The sequence below is a fragment of the Alphaproteobacteria bacterium PA2 genome (genome assembly GCA_002256425.1).
Taxonomy (GTDB): Bacteria; Pseudomonadota; Alphaproteobacteria; order Caulobacterales; family Caulobacteraceae; genus Phenylobacterium.
In genome coordinates this window covers 1515069-1533865 of record NKIZ01000001.1, presented here as the reverse complement: position 1 = coordinate 1533865, position 18797 = coordinate 1515069, and the positions used below count along the sequence as shown (strand labels likewise).

The following is an 18797-nucleotide window of genomic DNA, read 5'->3' as shown; positions in this document are numbered from 1 at the left end:
CATGGATCAGACATGCGTCCTGTCATCCTGTGGTTTCGCCGCGACCTGCGGCTTTCTGACAATCCCGCCATCGCGGCGGCCCTCAAGACCCAGCGCCCGATCCTGCCTGTCTATGTCCTGGATGAAACGCCCGGCATCAGGCCCATGGGCGCAGCAGCCCTTTGGTGGCTGGACAAATCCCTCACATCCCTGGCCGCCGACCTTCGCGCCAGGGGCTCAGGACTGATTCTTCGCCGGGGGATCGCCGCCGACATCCTTTTGGACCTCGCCGGGGAAACCGACGCGTCCGAAGTCCTGTTCAACGCCGTCTTTGATCCAAGAGTCGAGCATCGCGACCGCGAACTGGCCGACCGGCTGAAGGACCTGGACTGCGAAGCCAGGCGCTTCAATGGCAGCCACCTCCTCGCGCCGGACAGCGCCCTGACCAAGGCTGGCGGCGCCTTCAGCGTCTTCACCCCCTACTGGCGGGCCGCCCGCAGCCAGATCGACGCCGGACTGCATGTTCCCGCTCCGGACGCCCTGCCTGCGCCGCAGGACTGGCCAAGGTCGGAGGCGCTGGAAAGCTGGGGGCTGCACCCGACCAGGCCCGACTGGTCCGCCGGATTTTCCGACTGGTCGCCGGGCGAAGGCGCAGCCGCCCGCCGCCTGACCGATTTTGTCGATCAGGCCCTTGGCGCCTATGGCCAGGATCGGGACATTCCGGCGGTCAGGGGCACCTCGCTGCTCTCCCCGCACCTGCACTTTGGCGAAATCAGTCCAAAGGCCTGCTGGCGGGCGGCACTGGGGGCGATCCATCGCGGCGCGGCGCCCGAAGCCCAGGCCGAGAAATTCATGGCCGAGCTGGGCTGGCGGGAATTCAACACCCAGATCGCCAACCGCCACGAAGACCTGGCGAGCCGCAACTTCAATCCGGCCTTTGACCCCTTCCCCTGGCGGGATGACGAGGCGGGTTTCCAGGCCTGGACCCGGGGCGAGACCGGCTATCCCATTGTCGACGCCGGCATGCGCCAGCTGTGGACCACCGGATGGATGCACAATCGGGTACGCATGGTCGTAGCCTCGTTCCTGACCAAGCACCTGATGGTGGACTGGCGGCGGGGGGAACAGTGGTTCTGGGACACCCTGGTGGACGCCGATCCAGCCTCCAATCCGGGTAACTGGCAGTGGGTTGCAGGATCAGGCGCTGACGCCGCCCCCTATTTCCGCATTTTCAGCCCCATGGCCCAGGGCGCCAAATTCGACCCCGCCGGTCGCTATGTCCAGAAGTGGGTTCCGGAACTGCGGTTCCTGCCGCCCAAGCTGATCCATACACCCTGGCTGGCGCCGCCAGAGATCCTGTCCCGGGCCAATGTCCGGCTGGGCTTCAACTACCCCAGACCCGTCGTCGACCATGACATTGCCCGCAAGCGGGCCCTGGCGGCCTATGCGGGGCTAAAGGGCGAATAGCTGAACTGACAAGGCCCGGACTTTTTCTGATAGGAATTCCGATCTGTTCAGATTCGGAGCTCCCTGACCGATGGCAAGCGACCTGGATACCGACGCCGCCCAGGCCCACGCCATGTTCCGGTCCTTTGACGGCATGGAGGGCGTGCCGGAGGTCGCGGCGCCTGCGGCAAGAAAGCGTTCCCTCGTGGAGACGTTCCAGGCGGTCTATCCAGGCTGCGTCGTCGCCCTGACCATTGGCACGGCGGCGACCTGGCTCTCCCAGCACTATGGCGCGCCGGTCATGCTGTTTTCCCTGCTGATCGGCATGACCTTCCACTTCCTGCACGAGGAAGGCCGCTGCGTCGCCGGGATCGAGTTCTCTTCCAAGGCCATACTGCGGCTGGGGGTGGCCCTGCTGGGGGCGCGGGTTACCGCTGAGCAGATCATCAGCCTGGGCCCGGCTCCGATCCTCATGGTCATTGGCGGCGTGATTTCGACTGTCGGCCTTGGCCTGCTCCTGGCGCCGCGCCTGGGGCGATCCAGGTCCTTTGGCGTCCTGTCCGGCGGGGCTGTCGCCATCTGCGGCGCCTCTGCAGCCCTGGCCATAGCCTCGGTCCTGCCCCGCACCAAGGACAGCGAGCGCGACACCATTCTGACAGTCGTGACGGTAACGGCCCTCTCAACCGTCGCCATGATCGTCTATCCGCTCCTGGCTCACAGACTGGGATTGACCGACAGTCAGGCCGGGGTCTTCCTGGGCGGCACCATCCATGACGTCGCCCAGGTGGTCGGGGCGGGTGTGTCCTTTTCCCCCGCTGCAGGCGATGTGGCCACCTATGTGAAGCTGCTCCGGGTGGCCATGCTGGCCCCGGTGGTCTTCGGGATCTCCATTGTTGCGGCCCGGGCCGCCGGCGGCGCAGGCGGCGGCAAGATTCCCATGCCGCCCCTCTTCCTGATCGGGTTCGCCGCCCTGGTGGTGGTCAACAGCCTGGGCTTCATCCCCAAGCCGGTCGGGACCTTCGCCAAGGACTTCTCAAGCTGGTGCCTCGTCACGGCTATCGCAGCCCTTGGGATGAAGACCTCGTTCAAGGATGTCGCGGCAGTCGGCTGGAGGCCGGTCGCCATGATGGTCGCCGAGACGGTCTGGATCTGCGCCTTTGTTCTGGCGGCTGTCCTGCTGACCCGCTGAGGCCCCCAGCCCCTGTCCCGATCGGTTCGAATCAAGCCGACAGGGATCAACAGGGTCGTCGATCTGGAGTAAGGGCCATCCTTGTCCACTCAGGATGAACCACCCTGAGCGGGTAGTGCTCTAGGCGGCGTCATCCAGCACGGAGGACCTGTGAGCGTCGCGCACAAGGGCGCGGACGGCGGTCCGGCTTTCAGCCGCCAGGGGTTTGAACTCTGATCGCCGGACGATGTCGGCCGACACAACGACGCCATTGCGTCCGACCCGATGACAATACCCATCTGCGACCAGCTGGTTCACCCGGCGGCGCACGGTTTCGTAGGAGAGCCCGAGGGAGTCGGCGATCCGCAGGACGCTGATCGGGCGCCGTTCGGAGTCCTGGAACACGCCGTCGTCCGACGTGCCGTCCATCTTTGCCCACGACGGCAGGTGATGCACATTGGCCCTGGCTATGGCCAGGAAAACCACGCCGTTGAGGACGTCGCCGCCAAAGACATCCAGCAGCCCCGAGGTCATACGCAGGAACAGGTCGGCCGCCATCTGCATGGCTTGATGCTGGGCAACGATATCTTTTTGATGCGCTGTATCAGACAGATTTTGCAAGTGACCGGACCACACTGTGACCCGGCCAGACTGGGGCATTGGCCCGCAGGCGCCTTGATCTGAATCATGCCCTTGCGGAAGGCCGGACTAGGCCCGGGCTGCAGACTCCCAGGCCAGGAACTCCGGAACCTGCAGGACAGACTGCACATATCGGGCGGCCCTGCTGTCAGTGTCTCCGGCGGCGGTCAGGTCAATCTGATAGGTGCGAAATCGCGTGGCGACCGGTGTGAAGAAGGCGTCGGCAATGCTCCATTGCCCCAGCAGGAAGGGCCCGCCACTACGGTCCAGCAATTCGCGCCAGATTTCCACGATCCGGCTGACATTGGTCTGGCAGGCTTCAGACAGTTCCTTCGCGTGCGGCGCAGCGCAGAGGTCCATCGGGCACTCGGACCGAAGCGCCCCAAAGCCGGAATGCATTTCAGCAGCGGCGGAACGCCCCAATGCCCGCAAGGCAGGGTCCCGGGGCCAGAGATCGGCCGCTGGAAACCGCTCGTGAAGGAACTCGCAGATCGCCAGGGAGTCGACGATCACCAGGCCGTCGGTCTTCAGCGCCGGCACAAGACCTGACGGTGAGTGAGGCAGGATGGCCTGCCGGGTCATGTTGTCTTCCTGCCGGAGGGGGATGAGGGTTTCCGTGAATGCGGCTCCGGTTCGCGCCAGAACCAGCCAGGGCCTCAGGGACCAGGTGGACCAGGCCTTGGTTCCAATCACCAGTTCAATCGCGTCATTCATAGATTCATTATCCTTGATCACTTGAGCCTATTGGCGCAGGGACAAAACCACCGTCTATTAGACGCAAGAGTATAAGCACAGAGAGGAAACCGCGAATGTCCGAGGCTTCAGCCCCGGCCCTGAATGGCGCCAGCACGTCTGGCGATCCGGGGCATTCCGACGACAACCCCGTCGTGCCCCTGGTTTCCCCTGCCTATCGCAGCTACGCCCTCGTCGTGCTTCTGGCTGTCTATACGGTCAATTTCCTGGATCGCCAGGTCGTCACCATCCTGGCTGAGCCGATCAAGAACGATCTGCACATTCTGGACTGGCAGATCGGCTTGATGACCGGTTTTGCCTTCGCCGTATTCTATACGGTCCTGGGGCTTCCCATCGCCCGGCTTGCAGAATCCTTCAACCGGGTCTGGATCATAGCCGCCTCCCTGACGGTCTGGAGCGGCTTCACCATCGCCTGCGGCAGCGCCGCCAATTTCTTTCAGCTGATCCTGGCGCGGGTCGGCGTGGGCGTCGGCGAGGCCGGCTGCACGCCGACATCCCACTCCCTGATCACCGACTATGTGCCCAAGGACAAGCGCGCCTCGGCCCTGGCGTTCTTCTCGATCGGCACCCCGCTTGGGGGTCTGCTGGGAACCTCACTGGGCGGCATCATGTCCGACACCTTCGGATGGCGCACAGCCTTCCTTCTGGCAGGCCTGCCGGGTCTGATCCTGACCCTTGTCGTGCTGGCAACCCTCAAGGAACCCCGCAAGCAGATCGCCGCGGACGCTGTCCGCCACGTGCCTGGCAAGGGGCATTTCGGCGCGACGCTCAAATACCTCTCGGCCAAGCGCACCTTCTGGTTCGTTTCCTTCGCGGCGGCCACCCAGGCCTTTATCGGCTACGGAAACGGTCCCTTCGTGGCCTCCTTCTACTTCCGCAACCATGGGGCTGAGGTAGCCGGCCTTGCCGCTGACTTCGGGCTGAAGTCCGCAGGCTTTCTGGGCCTCGCCCTGGGCCTGCTCGGCGGCATTGCCGGGATCGCGTCCAGCTGGGCCGGCGGCTGGCTGGCTGACCGCGCCGCCAAGCGTGACCTGCGCGCCTATATGACCGTCCCGGCCATTGCCGCAGTGATCTCGCCGATCTTCGCCTGGGGGGTCTACCTCAACCCAACGGCGATTGGCGCCCTGGCGACCATGATCATTCCGGGGCTGCTGGGCTCACTCTGGTATGGTCCGGTCTATGCCTCGGCGCAGGGCCTGGTCCCGCCGCACATGCGCGCTACGGCGGCCTCCCTCCTGATTTTCATCATCAACATCATCGGACTTGGACTTGGCCCTGTCGCGGTTGGCGCCCTGTCAGACATCCTGGCGGGCCCCATGCACATGGGGACAGCCGATGGCGTGCGCTGGGCGCTGATTGCTTCATCCACCGGAACCCTGGTCGCCGCCTACCTGTTCTGGCAGGCGCGCAAGACAATCCGGGAGGAAATGGTCAGCTAGCCCCGTTGAATTTGTAGATTGCCCTCATCAGAAGGCTCCCCCTTACTGGACCCGGCGACCGGCCGGATCCCGTCCAGGATCAGGGGTGGCCGAATGCGATTTTAGAGAAGGACGGCTCCATTGAGCGACACGGCAGGCCAGCCAGCAAAGGGTCTGGAGGCAGAAGACGGATGGGCGCGCCGGTACAGATGGCCGCTCATCCTGGGCGGTCCGATCGTGATTGTCCTGATCGGCCTCTACCTCTTCCTGACCGGGGGAAGGTTCGAGACGACGGACGACGCCTATGTGGACATCGCCAAGGCGCCGGTTGCGGCCAGCGTCGCCGGTCGGGTGGTCGAGGTCTATGTCCGCGAGAACCAGACCGTCAAAGCCGGACAGCCCCTGTTCAAGCTGGACAGCCGGGATTCCGAGGTCGGCGCCGCCCAGGCCCAGGCCCAGTATGCCCAGGCCGTCCTGCAGGTCCGGAACCTGAAGGCCGCCTACGGCAAGGAACTCGCCAATCTCGAGGCCGCCAGATCGACGGTCGCCTTCACCGCGCGGGAGGCCATTCGTCAGAAAGACCTGGCCGCCGCCGGCGTTTCCTCCCAGGCCCAGGCTGCCGAGGCCGCCCATGCTGCGCGGCTCGCCGCGGACACATTACAGGCTGCCGAGCAGGCGGCCGCTGCGGCCCGGGCCAATCTCAACGGCAATCCTGACCTGCCGGCCGAGAGCCAGCCCGCCGCCATGGCTGCGCGCGCCCAGCTGGACCGCGCCCGGCTCATCCAGTCCTATAATGTGGTGATTGCGCCAGTCGCCGGCATCGTCACGCGGGTCGAGCAGCTTCAGCCCGGCGCCTATGTGAATCCGGCGCAGACAGTCTTCTGGCTGGTGTCAGGACAGGCCTGGATCGACGCCAACTTCAAGGAAAGCCAGCTGGCGAAGATGAAGGTCGGCCAGCCTGTGGAAATCAAGGTGGACGCCTATGACGGCGGAAAGCTGAAAGGTCACGTGGCCAGTTTCAGCCCGGCGACGGGACAGGCCTTCTCTCCCATCCCGGCCCAGAATGCGACGGGCAACTGGGTCAAGGTCATCCAGCGCCTGCCTGTCCGGATCGAATTTGACTCTCCGCCTCCCGCCATGGCTGGTCGCGGCGGACTTTCAGCCCAGGTCAAGGTCGACCTGCGCGACCCTGCGGACGCCCGGTAGGCCCATGGTCCTGCGTGCGCGCCTTCTGACGACAGCGCTTGTCCTGAGCCTTGGAGGCTGTGCGACGGTCGGGCCGGACCATGCCCCGCCGGCGGCGCCTGTGGCCACCACCTACCCCATGCAGGGCGACGCCAGGGCCACATCCCTGACCCTTTCGCCCAACGCCCGCCAGGCAGGCGCCTGGTGGACACCCCTGGGCTCTCCCGCCCTGGACGAGGTCATGCGCCTCGCCCTCAAGGACAACCCGACGATCGAGGAGGCCAACGCCGTCCTTGCCAGGGCCCAGGCGCAGACGGCGGCGGCACAGGGCGCGCTTTCGCCCCAGGCCAGCCTGGAGGCTTCGCCCAAGCGCGAACGGATCAACACCCAGTCCTTTGGCTTTGTGGGATTTCCCAGCCCGACCCTCAATCTCTACTCCATCGGCGGGACGGTCTCCTACGACCTTGACCTGTTTGGCGGCCGTCGCAGGGCCCTTGAAGGGGCAAGGGCAAGGGCTGAGGCCGAAGCCTATCGTGCAGAGGCCGCCTACCTGGCCCTGACGGGCAATATCGCCGTACAGGCCCTGAAGATCGCCTATCTCCACGCCCAGCGCGACGCTCTGGACGCCGTTATCCGGGACGATCACCAGACGATCGACATGCTTCAGAAATCAGAGGCGGCTGGCGGATCCGGTTCGGCGGCTACGGCCAGCGGCTATGGATTGCTGGCCCGGGACCAGGGCATGAGACCGGCCCTGACCCGGGAAATCGACGCCGCCCGGCATCAGCTGGCCTATCTGGTCGGCAAGTCACCGGCGGAATGGTCGCCGCCAGACTTCAAGGTCAGCGACTTCACCCTGCCCAAGGCCGTGCCTGTCGCCCTGCCCTCCAGTCTTGTGCGTCAGAGACCCGACATACTGGCGGCGGATGCTGAACTGCATGCGGCGACGGCCCAGATCGGCGTGGCGACGGCGGACCTGTTTCCCGACATCAAGCTGACCGCCAGGCTGACCCAGGGGTCTGTCGAGCCGGAGAGCCTCTTCAGCTATGACTCGACGGGCTGGGAGCTGATCGCCGGTCTGACCGCGCCTGTGCTCAATGGCGGCCGCCTCAAGGCCGCCAAGACGGCTGCAGTAGCCAACGCCAGGGCGGCGGAGGCCCGCTACCGGAGTACGGTCCTGCGCGCCCTGCTCCAGGTGGCGGACTCCATGAGCGCCCTGGGGCAGGACGACCTGTCCCTGGAAGCGGCCCACCTTTTCGAACTGGTCGCCCAGGAAAACCTGAAGGACGCCGAGGCTGCATACCGTCTTGGCGGCGGCCCCCGGATTGACGTGGCCAATGCCCGCAAGGAGGTCAACCGCGCCCGACGCAGTACGCTGGAAGTCGAAAGCCGCCGGGCGGCGAACCTGATTGACCTGATGACCGCCACCTCGGGCCGGTGGTCGCCAGACAAACCGGCCAGCTGAGTTTGCGCGTCGCCTATCTCGCCTGCGCTGAAGTCCTGCCGGGGGCGGTCGACCGTCGCCCCGACGCCTTCGAGCATGACCAGGAGATCGCCGCCTTCCGCCCTGCACTGGAAGACAGGGGCGCACAGCTGATCGAGGTAGACTGGCGCCTTTGCGATCCTGCGGCCTATGATCTCCTGCTGGTGCGGACCACCTGGGACTATGTGAAGCACCAGGCGGAATTCCTGGACTTCCTGCAGAAGGCCCGGACGGTGACACCGCTCGAAAACCCCCTGGATGTCATCTCCTGGAACCTGTCCAAGCGGTACCTGCTGGAGCTGATCGGCAAGGGCCTGCCTGTCATTCCTTCGGTCTTCGTCGAAAAGCCAACGCCGGTCCTCGGGATTTTTGACACCCTCGAAACCGATGAACTTGTCCTCAAGCCCGTGGTGGGGGCCGGCGGTTTCGGGCAATCAAAGTTGCGGCGGGAAGATGTTTCAGAGGGCGCCGTGATGCCGGCCGCCCTCTTCGCCCAACCCCTGATCCCCGACATCGTGACCGCGGGCGAAATCTCGATGATCTTTGTGGATGGCGCCTTCTCGCACGCCCTTCGCAAGTCCCCCGCCAAGGGCGAGTACCGGATCCAGGTCCTCCATGGCGGCCGCAGCGAGGTCCATCACCCGACACCGGACGAAATCGCAGCGGCGAAGAAGTTCGTCGACGCCCTGCCCGCGCCGGCCCTGGCCTGCCGGGTCGATCTGGTGCCCCATCGCGGTCAGCTCCTGCTCATGGAGCTGGAAGCCATCGAGCCCCATCTGTTCCCGGAATTTGGCCCTGATCTCGGGCCCCTGGTGGCGCAGGCCTGCCTAAATAGGTCTTTAACGTCCGCAACTTAAAATCCGGCTCTTCGGATGCGCATGAACGCATCGGATCGGGAGAGCGCCATGACCCGTGTCGCAGGTTACGCACGAAACAGTTCCGACCACTTCGAGCCCGGAAATGATCTGGACCCGACCGCCCAGCGGCGTCTGAGGGGTCACCTCGAGCAGATCGATTACACGGCCTATGCCTCAAATCGCGAGATCCTGGCGTCCCTGCTCAGCCCGGCTGAACTTTCCAAGATGCAGCATCTTGCCGTCGCCGCCGCCCACGCCCGCGGCATCTGGGTGAAGGCCGCCATCACCATGACGGAAGGCGGCGGGACCATCACCCCGCAACAGGCTGAAAAGCTTGGCGAACTTCGCTCGACCTTCGACGAGCTTTCCGCCGCCTACGAAGCCCTGCGCCGCATGATCGAGCGGGGCTATGTGGTCTATTCTCCTGGCACCTGATGCCTATCTGGCGTCGTCGTAGAACTTCGCCACATCAGCCTTCATCTGCTTGAGGGCGTCGACATTCAGATAGACCATGTGGCCGGCCGGATAATAGGCGAACCGCACATTGCCCTTCAGGCTGGGATCCAGCTGCATGTGTGAGACATCATACTCGGTCCCGAAAAACGGCGTGGCCATTTCGTAAATGCCGTTCAGTGAATAGAGCTTCAGCTTCGGATTCTGCCGCATGGCCGCAGCCAGATCCTGGGCGGTGTTCGCAACTGGCGCCGCGCGGTTCGATCCCGGCGCCTTGTGCCGCCAGTCCCACGCCTGATTGATGCCGGGCCCTGACCGGAAATAGGTCAGGTCCGAGGTGAACCCCAGGTCACGCTCAAGATAGTCGTGGATCGAGGCCGTATAGGGCCCGCCGACCTGGACATCCGACGCATCATACTCCGGATCCTCCCCTGCCGCGTCCAGGTCGATGGCGGTGAAGCGGCTGTCAAACCGGCCGACCGTCCGGCGCTGATCCCGCAGCAACTCCTTGCGGAACCGGGACAGATCCACCCGCAGGTCGGCGCGAAGGATGTAGTCCACGGAAAGTCCCGTGAACTTCGCCATCTGCTGGGCAATGGCCTGCTTTTCGGCCTCAGGAATGTCACTGCCCTTGGCCAGGGCTGCGCCATAGGGACCATTGGCGAAGGCCCGCGCTTCCTTCAGGAAGGCATCCAGGTCGGCCGGCTTCTGGGCCAGCTTGTTGTGGTAGGCGGCCGTCGCGGCATAGCTGGGAATGTAGGTCTGGTAGATGCGGTCAAAGCCGCTGTCGCGGACCCCGTAATTCAGGATCGACGAGAGCAGGAGCACCCCGTTCAGGGCGACACCCTGATCCTGCAGGGCATAGGCCAGCCCGCCGGACCGGGTGGTGCCATAGCTTTCCCCGAAGATGAACTTGGGCGAGTTCCAGCGGTGATTGACCGTGATGTAGCGGACAATGGCCTTGGCGAAGGCGTCAATGTCCTGATCGACGCCCCAGAAGGTCTTGCCCGGCGTATCGCCCAAGGGCCGCGAATAGCCCGCGCCTATGGCGTCAAGGAAGACCAGGTCGCTCTTGTCCAGCAGGCTCTCGTTGTTGTTGATCCACTTGAAGGGGGCCGGACTGGCGGGGTTGGGCGCATTGGTGAGAACCCGGACCGGACCGAATGACCCCATGTGCAGCCAGAAGCTCGAGGATCCTGGCCCGCCATTGTAGATGAAGGTGACCGGCCGCTCGGCCTCGCCCTTGCCCCGGTCGGCCACATAGCCGGTGTAGAACATGCTGGCGATCGGCTTGCCCTCATCATCCCTCAGGGTCAGGGTTCCGGCCGTGGCGGTGTAGGCGATGGACCGGCCATCTATGCTCACCGTATGGCGGCTGGTCTTGGCGATCTCGGCCACAGGCGCCCTGGCGAAATCGGCATCTGCAATCTTGCCGGCGGTCTTCTCGGAGACTTCGGCCTTCCGGGTCTCCGGCGCGGCCTGGGCCATGGCGACGGCCGACGGGGCCAGAAGGCTGGCGCTGGCCAGCAGGCACAGGACGGATCGACGCATAGCTCACTCCCAGACCATGATCCGGCGCAGCCCCGCCCGATCCCCAAGTTCCGACTTGAACCCGGCGGGGGGCTGCTGCCAAGGTCTCGAAACAAGAAAATCGGGGAGAAAACGCGATGGATGTGCTGGATTTCACCGGCAAGGTGGTTCTCGTCGTGGGCGGGTCCAGCGGGATCGGCAATGGCGTGGCCCACAGCTTCCGGGAGCGGGGCGCAGAGGTCCATGTCTGGGGCACAAGGCCGCTCGCCAGCGATTATGAGGGTCTTGAGGGATCTGACCTCTCGGGTTTGATCTATGACAGCGCAGACGTCGCCGATCGAGGTCAGATCACCGCATGCGCTGGGAAAATTCCCCGGCTGGACGTCCTGATCCTCTGCCAGGGGACCGTCGTATATCGCCGGGGCGAGTTCGAGCCCGAAGGCTGGGACCGGGTCATGGCGGTTAATCTGGACAGCCTGATGGACTGCGCCCGCACCTTCCACGACCGGCTGGCGCAGGCGCAGGGCTCGATCATCATTGTCAGTTCGGTCTCGGGCTTTCAGTCGAACCGCGGCAATCCGGCCTATGCTGCTTCCAAAGCCGGAGCCGTCAGCCTGACCAAGACCCTGGGCGAGGCCTGGGCCCGGGAAGGCATCCGGGTCAATGGCCTGGCGCCAGGCCTGGTGGCCACCAAGCTCACCGCCGTCACCACGGAAAACCCCCAGCGCATGGAGGGCGCCCTGCGCGCCATTCCCATGGGCCGGATGGGCACCCCCGGCGACATGGCCGGCGCAGCACTTTTCCTGGCCTCGCCGCTGGCCGCCTATGTGGCCGGGCAGACCCTGATCGTAGATGGAGGCCTTTCCCTGTCATGACGCTCTCAAGATCCCTCAAGGGCTCCATCGCCCTGGTCACCGGCGCCGGTTCGGGCATGGGCGCAGCTACCGCCGGGGTCTTCGCCGCAGAGGGCGCCCATGTGGCGGTGACTGACCATGACTTCGCGGCGGCGGAGGCCGTGGCGGCGGTCCTCACCGCCCGCGGTCAGTCTGCAACCGCCTGGAAGCTGGATGTCACCGACACCGATCAGATCAACGCGGTCGTAGGCGAAATCGCTGCGAAGTTCGGCGGCCTCGACATCGTCATCAACAATGCCGGGGTTTCAGCCTTCGCCGCCATAGACGCTGCAAACTATGACGCCGTCTGGGCCAGAGCCCTGGCCGTCATGCTGACAGCCCACCAGCAGGTGGTCCGCGCCGCCCTGCCCTGGCTTCGCAAGTCCAGCGCCCCCAGGATCGTCAACATCGCCTCCACAGAGGCCCTGGGCGCCACCTCCCGGGACAGCCCCTATGCGGCGGCCAAGGCCGGGGTCCTGGGCCTGACCCGCGCCCTGGCTGTCGAACTGGGTTCGGAAGGGATCACAGTCAACTGCATCTGCCCGGGCCCGATCCTGACGGGCATGACCGAGAATGTCCCCGAGGTCGACCGCACCATCTTCGCCAAACGCCGCACAGCCCTGCGCCGCTATGGCACGCCAGAGGAAGTGGCCCACGTGACGGTCAGCCTCTGCCTGCCGGCCTCGAGCTACATCACCGGCGCCGTCATTCCGGTGGATGGCGGGCTCATGGCGCGGAACGCCTAGGGCTTCGACCCGGGCGTACCCGGCGCGGCAGGGGTCGGCGACGCCTCCTCATGGGTCCAGCTGCCGGCTGGGCCGGGGAATACAACCGGGCTCTCCCAGCCGTCGGCGCTGATGGCGCTGACGCCGAAGTACCAGTCATCGACATTGACATCCGTCAGCACGGCCTGGCCGGCGGGGGGGACTTCGCGGCTGTAGCGCCACTGGGGTTCGGTGGTGGAGCGCCACCATACGCGATAGCGCGCCGCATCGGCTGCGGGCTGCCACCGCACCGTCGTGTTGGCGGACACGGCGCCCGATATCTGCACCTGTGTCGGAGGGGCGGGGGCGTTGGCGAGCGCGGCCAGGGTGAGCACATTCAATCTTGTGACATTGGCGAGGTAGGCGAAGTCGACGCCTTCCAGCACGTCGCCGTACTTGACGCCCTTGTCGGTGCGCACGTCCTGGTGCTGACGATTATAGTTCTCGTTGGCCTCCGTGACGCGTACGGACGGAAATCCCGCCTTCAGCATCTCCACCTGGTCGCCTCCACGGCCGAGGCGGTCAGTGCGGTAGATCATCGTGACCCTGAAGTTGCCCATATAGCGGTCGGCGATACCCGCCATGAACCGGGCCAACTGTCTGGACGGACTGTCGACTTCACCGCCGTTATAGCGCCGCCTGTCGGCTTCGGCGGGGGTCTCGACGGTCTTGGTGCCTTCCGAGAAGACCCGCACACGGTTGGTCTCGCGCACCCCATTGATGCCCTCGGAATTGCCCACGATGTCATTGTTGAGATCGGCCTCAACACGCCAACCCTGCTTCGTCGCATAGTCGGCCAGGACACGGCCGCCATAGAGGCCCTGCTCCTCGCCGGACAGCACGGCGAACACCAGGGTAGCGGGGAACTTGCGCTTGGAAAGTACACGGGCCGCCTCAATCACCGCCGCCGTGCCGGAGGCGTCGTCGTTGGCGCCGGGGGCGTCTGAGGTGAAGTTCAGGGGGTCAGTCACCCGGCTGTCGATGTGGCCGGAGATGACGATCACCCGGTTCGGATCTGTCGTCCCCCGCTGGATCGCCAGCACGTCCATCACCTCCGTGGGATTGGGAACGCGCGGTCCGGTGAACACCTCAGACGGCGTCTCGACGGTGAGACAGCCGCCGCACTCCCTGGATATTGCCTTGAATTCCTCCGCCACCCAGCGCCGGGCGGCGCCGATGCCGCGTGTGTCGGACTTTGTATCGGAGAGGGTGTGGCGGGTCCCGAACCCGACCAGTTTGGCGATGGTCGTCCGTTGCTGGTCGGCGGACACTTCGGAAGCGATCTCGTCCAGGACGTCATGCTCGTTCGGGGCGGGTTGGCCGTGGGCGGCGACGGAAACCGCAGTGGCGACAAGGCCCGCCAGGACGACCGCTCGGAAAGGATGACGCAAGGGGGAACTCCTGAAGGATGAAGACAACCTTCGCCGCAGACGGCGCCACAGGCAAGGGAGGGATGCATGCAGTGATGGTCGGCCTCCAGCTACGTCATCGGCGCGGTCATCACCGTCGACGGCGGGCTCATGGCGCGGAACGCCTAGGGAATAGGGTCTGACGCATTGCGCTCATTTGGTAGCGTCCCTGCTCACGGTGTCGCCGCTCGGGCTTTCTGCCCGAGAGCAGACCTTCCAAAGTTCCGAGAAGGGGGGAATGGAGACACCGTCTTCAAGGATCGAACGAGTGTCTCGGATAGTCGTCCAGACGAACAATCTTCCCGTTGTCTACCCACACGTTGGTCAGGCGGCGGCCATTCGAAAAGGAGATGACGTATTTGGCCTCGGCGCAATCGACACGCATCAGTTCGAGGATGTTCAGATTTCGCATAGCCCCCGCGCCCGGATTGGTGAACCCGCAGCTGACGTCCAGCGCGCCGCCAATATCATCGTCAAGGTAGACGGCCATCTCCGGCTTCATACCGATACAGGCTTTACCTCCGGCGATGCACTGTACGTTTGCTCCACCTGGCCGCTGGCCCCCGAATAGGTTCCAGGCGGGCCACACAGCCAAGCCGACGGCGAAGGCCATCGCAGCCACGACAATTGAACTGGTCCGCACTTTTCCATCCCACGTAGCAAGCTTGAGCTTGCGAGCGGCTTCAGCAAAAATCAATCGCAATGTCCGCAACGGGTCGAATCCGGCCGTAAGCTCCAGGCCCTTAAGCGGACCCTTCCAGAGCAGCCCCCAACACGACTCCACTATCAGGCTCAGTCCAATCGAGCATGTTCCGATCCGTTGAAACCGGACCGAAACATGCCCTGACTACCCGCCCTGTCGCCCGTCAGCCTCAGGCGACCGCTTCAGCTTTTCCGTGGACCCGGGCCTTGGGGAAGATGCGCAGGAAGTTCTCGGCGTAAAACTTGTCCTTCACCTGTTCTGACCGTCCTTCCAGGGCCGCTTCGAACCGGCCGATCGGATTGCGGCCGCCTTCGATGTGCGGATAGTCGCTGGAGAACAGATAGAGGTCCGGATTGGATTGATCGATGAAGCTGCCCACCTCTTCGAAAACGAAGGGGGTGAAGGCCATCTGCTGGGTGAGTTGTTCGGACGGGATGCGCGACAGGCCCTGAAGGTTGGCGTCATTGCGGCTCCAGTGCTTCACCACCCAGTCCAGGCGGCGGAGCATTTCAGGAACCCAGCCGGCGCCCAGCTCGACCGCCGCGCCGCGCAGGCCCGGATTGCGGTGGAAGACTCCGTCCAGCACCATCATGGTCAGGAACTGCTCGGGGCCCTCGTGCAGTAGGGCCACATCCTTGGTGCGCAGGTTCTCCCCTCCCCCCAGCCAGTCCTTGGTGGGCGGGCGACCATTGTTCATCCAGGCCTTGGCCAGCTGCAGGGGCGCGCCGCCCACATGCAGGACGAAGGGCAGACCGCTCTCGGCCAGCTTGGCCCAGAAGGGATCCAGGTCCACATGGCCCGGCGACCGGTCGCCGCAGGGCCGGTGCGGGATCCAGACGGCCTCGAGACCCTTGGCGAGGATGAAGTCCAGCTCGGCTATGGCCAGCTCGGGATCATCCAGAGGCGCCACGCCTACGCCCATCAGCCGGTCGTCATTGGCGCAGAACTCGGCCATGTGGCGGTTGTGGGCGCGGGTGGCGCCATAGCGCAGACGGGACTCCAGCTTGGTGCTGGGCGAGAAGGGCATGCGCAGGCTGTGGGTTGCGAAGACCAGCTGCTTCTTGAAGCCCAGCAGGTCCATGGCCTTGGTGCGGTCGCCCGGCTCAAAGGCGCCAAGGGCCTGGATTTCCTTGGACTTCTCGATCAGGGAGTCGCCCATGGCGACCTGCTCGGCCACATGCTCTGCGCTGTGGCGGCCGCCCTGGTCCATGATGACGGCGACTTCCTCGTCCGTGACGATGGAGGCCGAATAGCTGACCTCCGGGATCTCATCGCGCAGGTTGGGGTCGGCATAGCGCTTCAGGAAATCCGGAAGCTCCATGATGTGGCTGTCAGCGTCATAGAAGGGCCGGTGGCTCGGCGCATAAGGCATGTGTCTCTCCCTTGTTCGCATTTTTCCTGCGATTGGGAGGCATCTTGCCTCAAGGCCGGGAGGTCGTCACCCCCTGCTGACGCACATGGACGACGGCGAACCTGTCGGCATAAACCCGCTTCCAGCCAGGCCTCGCATCGAGCATGGCGTTGACCCTTTCCTCCGGCGCAAAGATCGTCCAGCCGATCTTCTGGCCATCCAGGACAGCGTCCAGCACCCTGGCGTCGCCGTCAGCAAGTTCGGCATACTGGCCCAGTCCCTCGTCCTTGAAGATTTCGGCCCGGCTGTCGATGAAGGGCTTGATGTCCGACCAGATCAGATAGCCGCCAAATCCATACTGGTTCAGCACAGGACGGCTGCGGACTTCGGGGGGAACCGCCGCCAGGGCGGAGATCGGGGATACAGGGCTGTCGGTCCGGGGCAGAGGCGTGACCAGACGCAGGCCCACCAGGGCCAGGCCGACGAAGGCGGTGACCATCAGGGTCAGTCTTGATTTGAGACCGACCTCCCCTGCGCCCCCGAGGGCCGCCGCAATCGGCCCGGCCAGGATCATGGGCCCGACCATGCCCAGAAGCATCTGATGTCGTCCCTGGCTGAGGGACAGATGAATGAGGATGACCAGCAGCGCTGTCATGGCGGGCGCCAGCTTCAGGGGCCGGGTCATGGCGAACCCGATCAGGACCAGCAGCACCACTTCCAGCGGCTCGATCTGACCAAAGCTGGCCGGACGCCATTCGCCAATGCCGGCCAGGTTCTTGACGCCCAGCAGGTGGAAGGGCAGCAGGACGCCCTCAATGCCAAAGGGCGTCAGAGCCGCGGCCCCCAGGCAGACAATCCCGAAAACCGCCCAGCGCAGGAAGACCGACAGCCGCTTGGCGGGTTCAGCAGTGAAGAGGGCTTCCAGTCCAAATGGGCCAGCGAGGGCCAGACCAAAGGCCCATCCGCCGTGCAGATTGGCCCACAGCATCATGACCGGGGCGAGCCAGAGGGAGGGTGTCCTCCCCTCCTCCCGCGACCGGACCAGTTCGGCCGCCCACAGGGCCACCAGGGGAAAGGCCAGCATATGCGGCCGCGCCAGAAGGCTGGGGGTCATCAGGCTCATGCCCAGCAGCAGCACCACCGCCAGGGCCGTGCCCTCAAGTCGGCGCGCCACGGTCTGGCCCAGGATCCAGATGGCCGAGCCGAACGCAGCAGCGCAGACGGCGACGACACCAGCCCAGCCGCCTGCCCGCCAAGCCAGGGCCATGATGGCCTCGGACAGCCATTCATGGGCTGTCCAGGGCTGGCCGGTCCGGGTGGCTGACCACAGGTCGACACTGGGCGCCTGGCCATGGGTCAGGATCCACTCACCGACCTTGACGTGCCACCAGGTGTCGCCATCGTTCAGGGTCGAGGGGGCGAACAGCCCCAGGGACAGGGCCGCGAGGGTGAAAAGGGCGACCAGGGCGTGCCGTCTATCAAGGGCAATTCTCATGCCCCAAGGCTAGGCCGCCGGGGCTTAAAGCCGCTTTAAGTATGACCGCCGCTCAGATGCCCAGGACGGCCTTGGCCATGATGTTGCGCTGGATCTCGTTGGTCCCGGCATAGATCGAACCCGCCCGGTCATTGAGATACTTGGCGGTCACCGGCCAAGCATGATCGGGGCCAGCGCCAAACCCGTCATTGGGCGGTATGAACCCCGGGGTCGGACCGCCAGCGAAGGTCAGGTGGGGCTGGAAGGGGGCCGCATAGACGCCGGCCGCTTCCACCGCCAGTTCGGTGAGCCTCTGGGACAGTTCGGTGCCCACTGTCTTCAACAATGAGCTCTCGGCGCCCGGCGCCTCGCCCTGGCTGAGCTTGGACATGACCCTCAGTTCGACGCCTTCGAGGGTCTCCACCTCGATCTGCGCCTGGGCCAGCCGCGCCATGAAGCTGCGGTCAGAGGCCAGCCCCTCGGCATGGGCCATGTTCCGGATCTTTTCGAGGCGGGCGGAAAGGCCTGGCGAGCTGACGCCGCCACCCCGCTCGAACTGCATCAGGTATTTCGCGACGGTCCAGCCTTCGCCGACCTTGCCCACCACATTGGCCTTTGGCACCCGCACATCGGTGAAGAAGACGTCGTTCTGAATGTGCTCGCCGCTGAGCATGATGATCGGCTTCACCTCGACCCCGGGGGTCGCCATGTCGATCAGGATGAAGGTGATGCCCTGCTGCTGGATCGATTCCCGGCTGGTGCGGACCAGGCAGAAGATCCAGTTGGCCACATTGGCGTGGGTGGTCCACAGCTTGTGGCCATTGCAGATGAAATCGTCGCCGTCCTCCACCGCACTCATCTGCAGGGAGGCCAGGTCTGAACCGGAGCCCGGCTCGGAATAGCCCTGACACCACCAGTGTTCGCCATTGAGCATCCGGGGCAGGAAGTAGTCCTGCTGGGCAGGGGAGCCATGGCCGATCAGCACAGGCCCACACATGCCAACTCCCATGGGCGACATGGGTGGGGCTCCGGCCCGGGCGGTTTCCCGCGCCCAGATGTATCGCTGGACCACATTCCAGCCCGGACCGCCGAAGCGGGTGGGCCAGGCGGGCGCCACCCAGCCCCTGGCGTGGAGCTTGGCCTGCCAGGCCAGGGTGGTGTCGTGGTCGGCATAGACGCTGGTCATGCCCTTGCCGCGCCGAGCCAGGTCGGGCGTCAGCTCGGCGTCAAGAAAAGCCCGGACCTCGTCCTGGAAGGCGCGGTCGGCATCACTCCAGGCGAGGTCCATGGCT

Annotated in this window: 17 protein-coding genes; 9 read left to right on the top strand and 8 right to left on the bottom strand. The window is 65.1% G+C overall.

Features of this window, described 5'->3' with window-relative positions; genetic code table 11:
- The first annotated feature begins 12 nt into the window (after positions 1–12).
- Together CFE28_07390 and CFE28_07385 are read left to right on the top strand one after the other, a co-directional pair.
- Entirely contained in the window at positions 13–1446 is a 1434-nt protein-coding gene (locus CFE28_07390) for a deoxyribodipyrimidine photolyase (GenBank protein ID OYU69843.1), read from the top strand.
- 70 nt (positions 1447–1516) lie between these two features.
- Positions 1517–2614 (top strand): hypothetical protein, encoded by a 1098-nt coding sequence (locus tag CFE28_07385; protein OYU69842.1) that lies wholly within the window; start codon positions 1517–1519, stop codon positions 2612–2614.
- Positions 2615–2734: 120 nt separating this feature from the next.
- Here the strand turns inward: CFE28_07385 and CFE28_07380 are convergent, their stop codons facing one another.
- Both CFE28_07380 and CFE28_07375 read right to left on the bottom strand, forming a co-directional pair.
- Positions 2735–3157 carry a hypothetical protein gene (locus tag CFE28_07380; protein ID OYU69841.1) on the bottom strand — a complete coding sequence of 141 codons (423 nt, stop codon included), beginning with the start codon at positions 3155–3157 and terminating at the stop codon, positions 2735–2737.
- Positions 3158–3301: 144 nt separating this feature from the next.
- On the bottom strand, positions 3302–3934 hold the full coding sequence (locus tag CFE28_07375; protein ID OYU71602.1) for a glutathione S-transferase: 633 nt from the start codon (positions 3932–3934) through the stop codon (positions 3302–3304).
- A gap of 107 nt (positions 3935–4041) precedes the next feature.
- On the opposite strand from CFE28_07375, the gene CFE28_07370 reads away from it, so the two are divergent.
- From CFE28_07370 to CFE28_07350, 5 genes are all read left to right on the top strand, one after another.
- Positions 4042–5424, top strand: coding sequence for an MFS transporter (locus CFE28_07370; protein OYU69840.1), 1383 nt, complete (start codon positions 4042–4044; stop codon positions 5422–5424).
- A gap of 120 nt (positions 5425–5544) precedes the next feature.
- Positions 5545–6609, top strand: coding sequence for a secretion protein HlyD (locus tag CFE28_07365; GenBank protein OYU69839.1), 1065 nt, complete (start codon positions 5545–5547; stop codon positions 6607–6609).
- Positions 6467–8053, top strand: coding sequence for an RND transporter (locus tag CFE28_07360; GenBank protein ID OYU69838.1), 1587 nt, complete (start codon positions 6467–6469; stop codon positions 8051–8053). Before CFE28_07365 ends, CFE28_07360 begins: the two co-directional genes overlap by 143 nt.
- Before the next feature lie 2 nt (positions 8054–8055).
- Positions 8056–8928, top strand: coding sequence for a hypothetical protein (locus CFE28_07355; protein ID OYU69837.1), 873 nt, complete (start codon positions 8056–8058; stop codon positions 8926–8928).
- Positions 8929–8976: 48 nt separating this feature from the next.
- A complete protein-coding gene (locus CFE28_07350) occupies positions 8977–9363 on the top strand; it encodes a hypothetical protein (protein ID OYU71601.1) in 387 nt (128 codons plus the stop codon).
- A gap of 3 nt (positions 9364–9366) precedes the next feature.
- Here CFE28_07350 and CFE28_07345 read toward each other — a convergent pair whose 3' ends face one another.
- Complete coding sequence (locus tag CFE28_07345; GenBank protein ID OYU69836.1) at positions 9367–10932, bottom strand: peptidase S10; 1566 nt, start codon at positions 10930–10932, stop codon at positions 9367–9369.
- Positions 10933–11048: 116 nt separating this feature from the next.
- On the opposite strand from CFE28_07345, the gene CFE28_07340 reads away from it, so the two are divergent.
- Together CFE28_07340 and CFE28_07335 are read left to right on the top strand one after the other, a co-directional pair.
- The gene (locus CFE28_07340) at positions 11049–11786 is read left to right on the top strand and encodes a 3-oxoacyl-ACP reductase (protein OYU69835.1); all 738 of its coding nucleotides are present in this window, start codon (positions 11049–11051) and stop codon (positions 11784–11786) included.
- Complete coding sequence (locus CFE28_07335) at positions 11783–12550, top strand: 3-oxoacyl-ACP reductase (GenBank protein ID OYU69834.1); 768 nt, start codon at positions 11783–11785, stop codon at positions 12548–12550. Before CFE28_07340 ends, CFE28_07335 begins: the two co-directional genes overlap by 4 nt.
- Here the strand turns inward: CFE28_07335 and CFE28_07330 are convergent.
- From CFE28_07330 to CFE28_07310, 5 genes are all read right to left on the bottom strand, one after another.
- Positions 12547–13959, bottom strand: a complete 1413-nt coding sequence (locus CFE28_07330; GenBank protein OYU69833.1) for a peptidase M28 — start codon at positions 13957–13959, stop codon at positions 12547–12549. The two genes, CFE28_07335 and CFE28_07330, sit on opposite strands and share 4 nt — an antisense overlap.
- 271 nt (positions 13960–14230) lie before the next feature.
- Complete coding sequence (locus CFE28_07325) at positions 14231–14479, bottom strand: hypothetical protein (protein OYU69832.1); 249 nt, start codon at positions 14477–14479, stop codon at positions 14231–14233.
- A 370-nt stretch (positions 14480–14849) separates the two neighbouring features.
- Positions 14850–16052 carry a hydrolase gene (locus CFE28_07320; GenBank protein OYU69831.1) on the bottom strand — a complete coding sequence of 401 codons (1203 nt, stop codon included), beginning with the start codon at positions 16050–16052 and terminating at the stop codon, positions 14850–14852.
- A 49-nt stretch (positions 16053–16101) separates the two neighbouring features.
- Positions 16102–17526, bottom strand: a complete 1425-nt coding sequence (locus CFE28_07315; GenBank protein ID OYU69830.1) for a hypothetical protein — start codon at positions 17524–17526, stop codon at positions 16102–16104.
- A gap of 52 nt (positions 17527–17578) precedes the next feature.
- Entirely contained in the window at positions 17579–18793 is a 1215-nt protein-coding gene (locus tag CFE28_07310; GenBank protein OYU69829.1) for an acyl-CoA dehydrogenase, read from the bottom strand.
- Positions 18794–18797: the final 4 nt, after the last annotated feature.

Coding starts and splice junctions, on each gene's coding strand:
- CFE28_07390 (OYU69843.1), top strand. CDS start 13: ATGCGTCCTGTCATCCTGTGGTTTCGCCGCGACCTGCGGCTTTCTGAC.
- CFE28_07385 (OYU69842.1), top strand. CDS start 1,517: ATGGCAAGCGACCTGGATACCGACGCCGCCCAGGCCCACGCCATGTTC.
- CFE28_07380 (OYU69841.1), bottom strand. CDS start 3,157: ATGCAGATGGCGGCCGACCTGTTCCTGCGTATGACCTCGGGGCTGCTG.
- CFE28_07370 (OYU69840.1), top strand. CDS start 4,042: ATGTCCGAGGCTTCAGCCCCGGCCCTGAATGGCGCCAGCACGTCTGGC.
- CFE28_07360 (OYU69838.1), top strand. CDS start 6,467: ATGCGACGGGCAACTGGGTCAAGGTCATCCAGCGCCTGCCTGTCCGGA.
- CFE28_07350 (OYU71601.1), top strand. CDS start 8,977: ATGACCCGTGTCGCAGGTTACGCACGAAACAGTTCCGACCACTTCGAG.
- CFE28_07345 (OYU69836.1), bottom strand. CDS start 10,932: ATGCGTCGATCCGTCCTGTGCCTGCTGGCCAGCGCCAGCCTTCTGGCC.
- CFE28_07340 (OYU69835.1), top strand. CDS start 11,049: ATGGATGTGCTGGATTTCACCGGCAAGGTGGTTCTCGTCGTGGGCGGG.
- CFE28_07335 (OYU69834.1), top strand. CDS start 11,783: ATGACGCTCTCAAGATCCCTCAAGGGCTCCATCGCCCTGGTCACCGGC.
- CFE28_07325 (OYU69832.1), bottom strand. CDS start 14,479: ATGAAGCCGGAGATGGCCGTCTACCTTGACGATGATATTGGCGGCGCG.
- CFE28_07320 (OYU69831.1), bottom strand. CDS start 16,052: ATGCCTTATGCGCCGAGCCACCGGCCCTTCTATGACGCTGACAGCCAC.
- CFE28_07315 (OYU69830.1), bottom strand. CDS start 17,526: ATGAGAATTGCCCTTGATAGACGGCACGCCCTGGTCGCCCTTTTCACC.
- CFE28_07310 (OYU69829.1), bottom strand. CDS start 18,793: ATGGACCTCGCCTGGAGTGATGCCGACCGCGCCTTCCAGGACGAGGTC.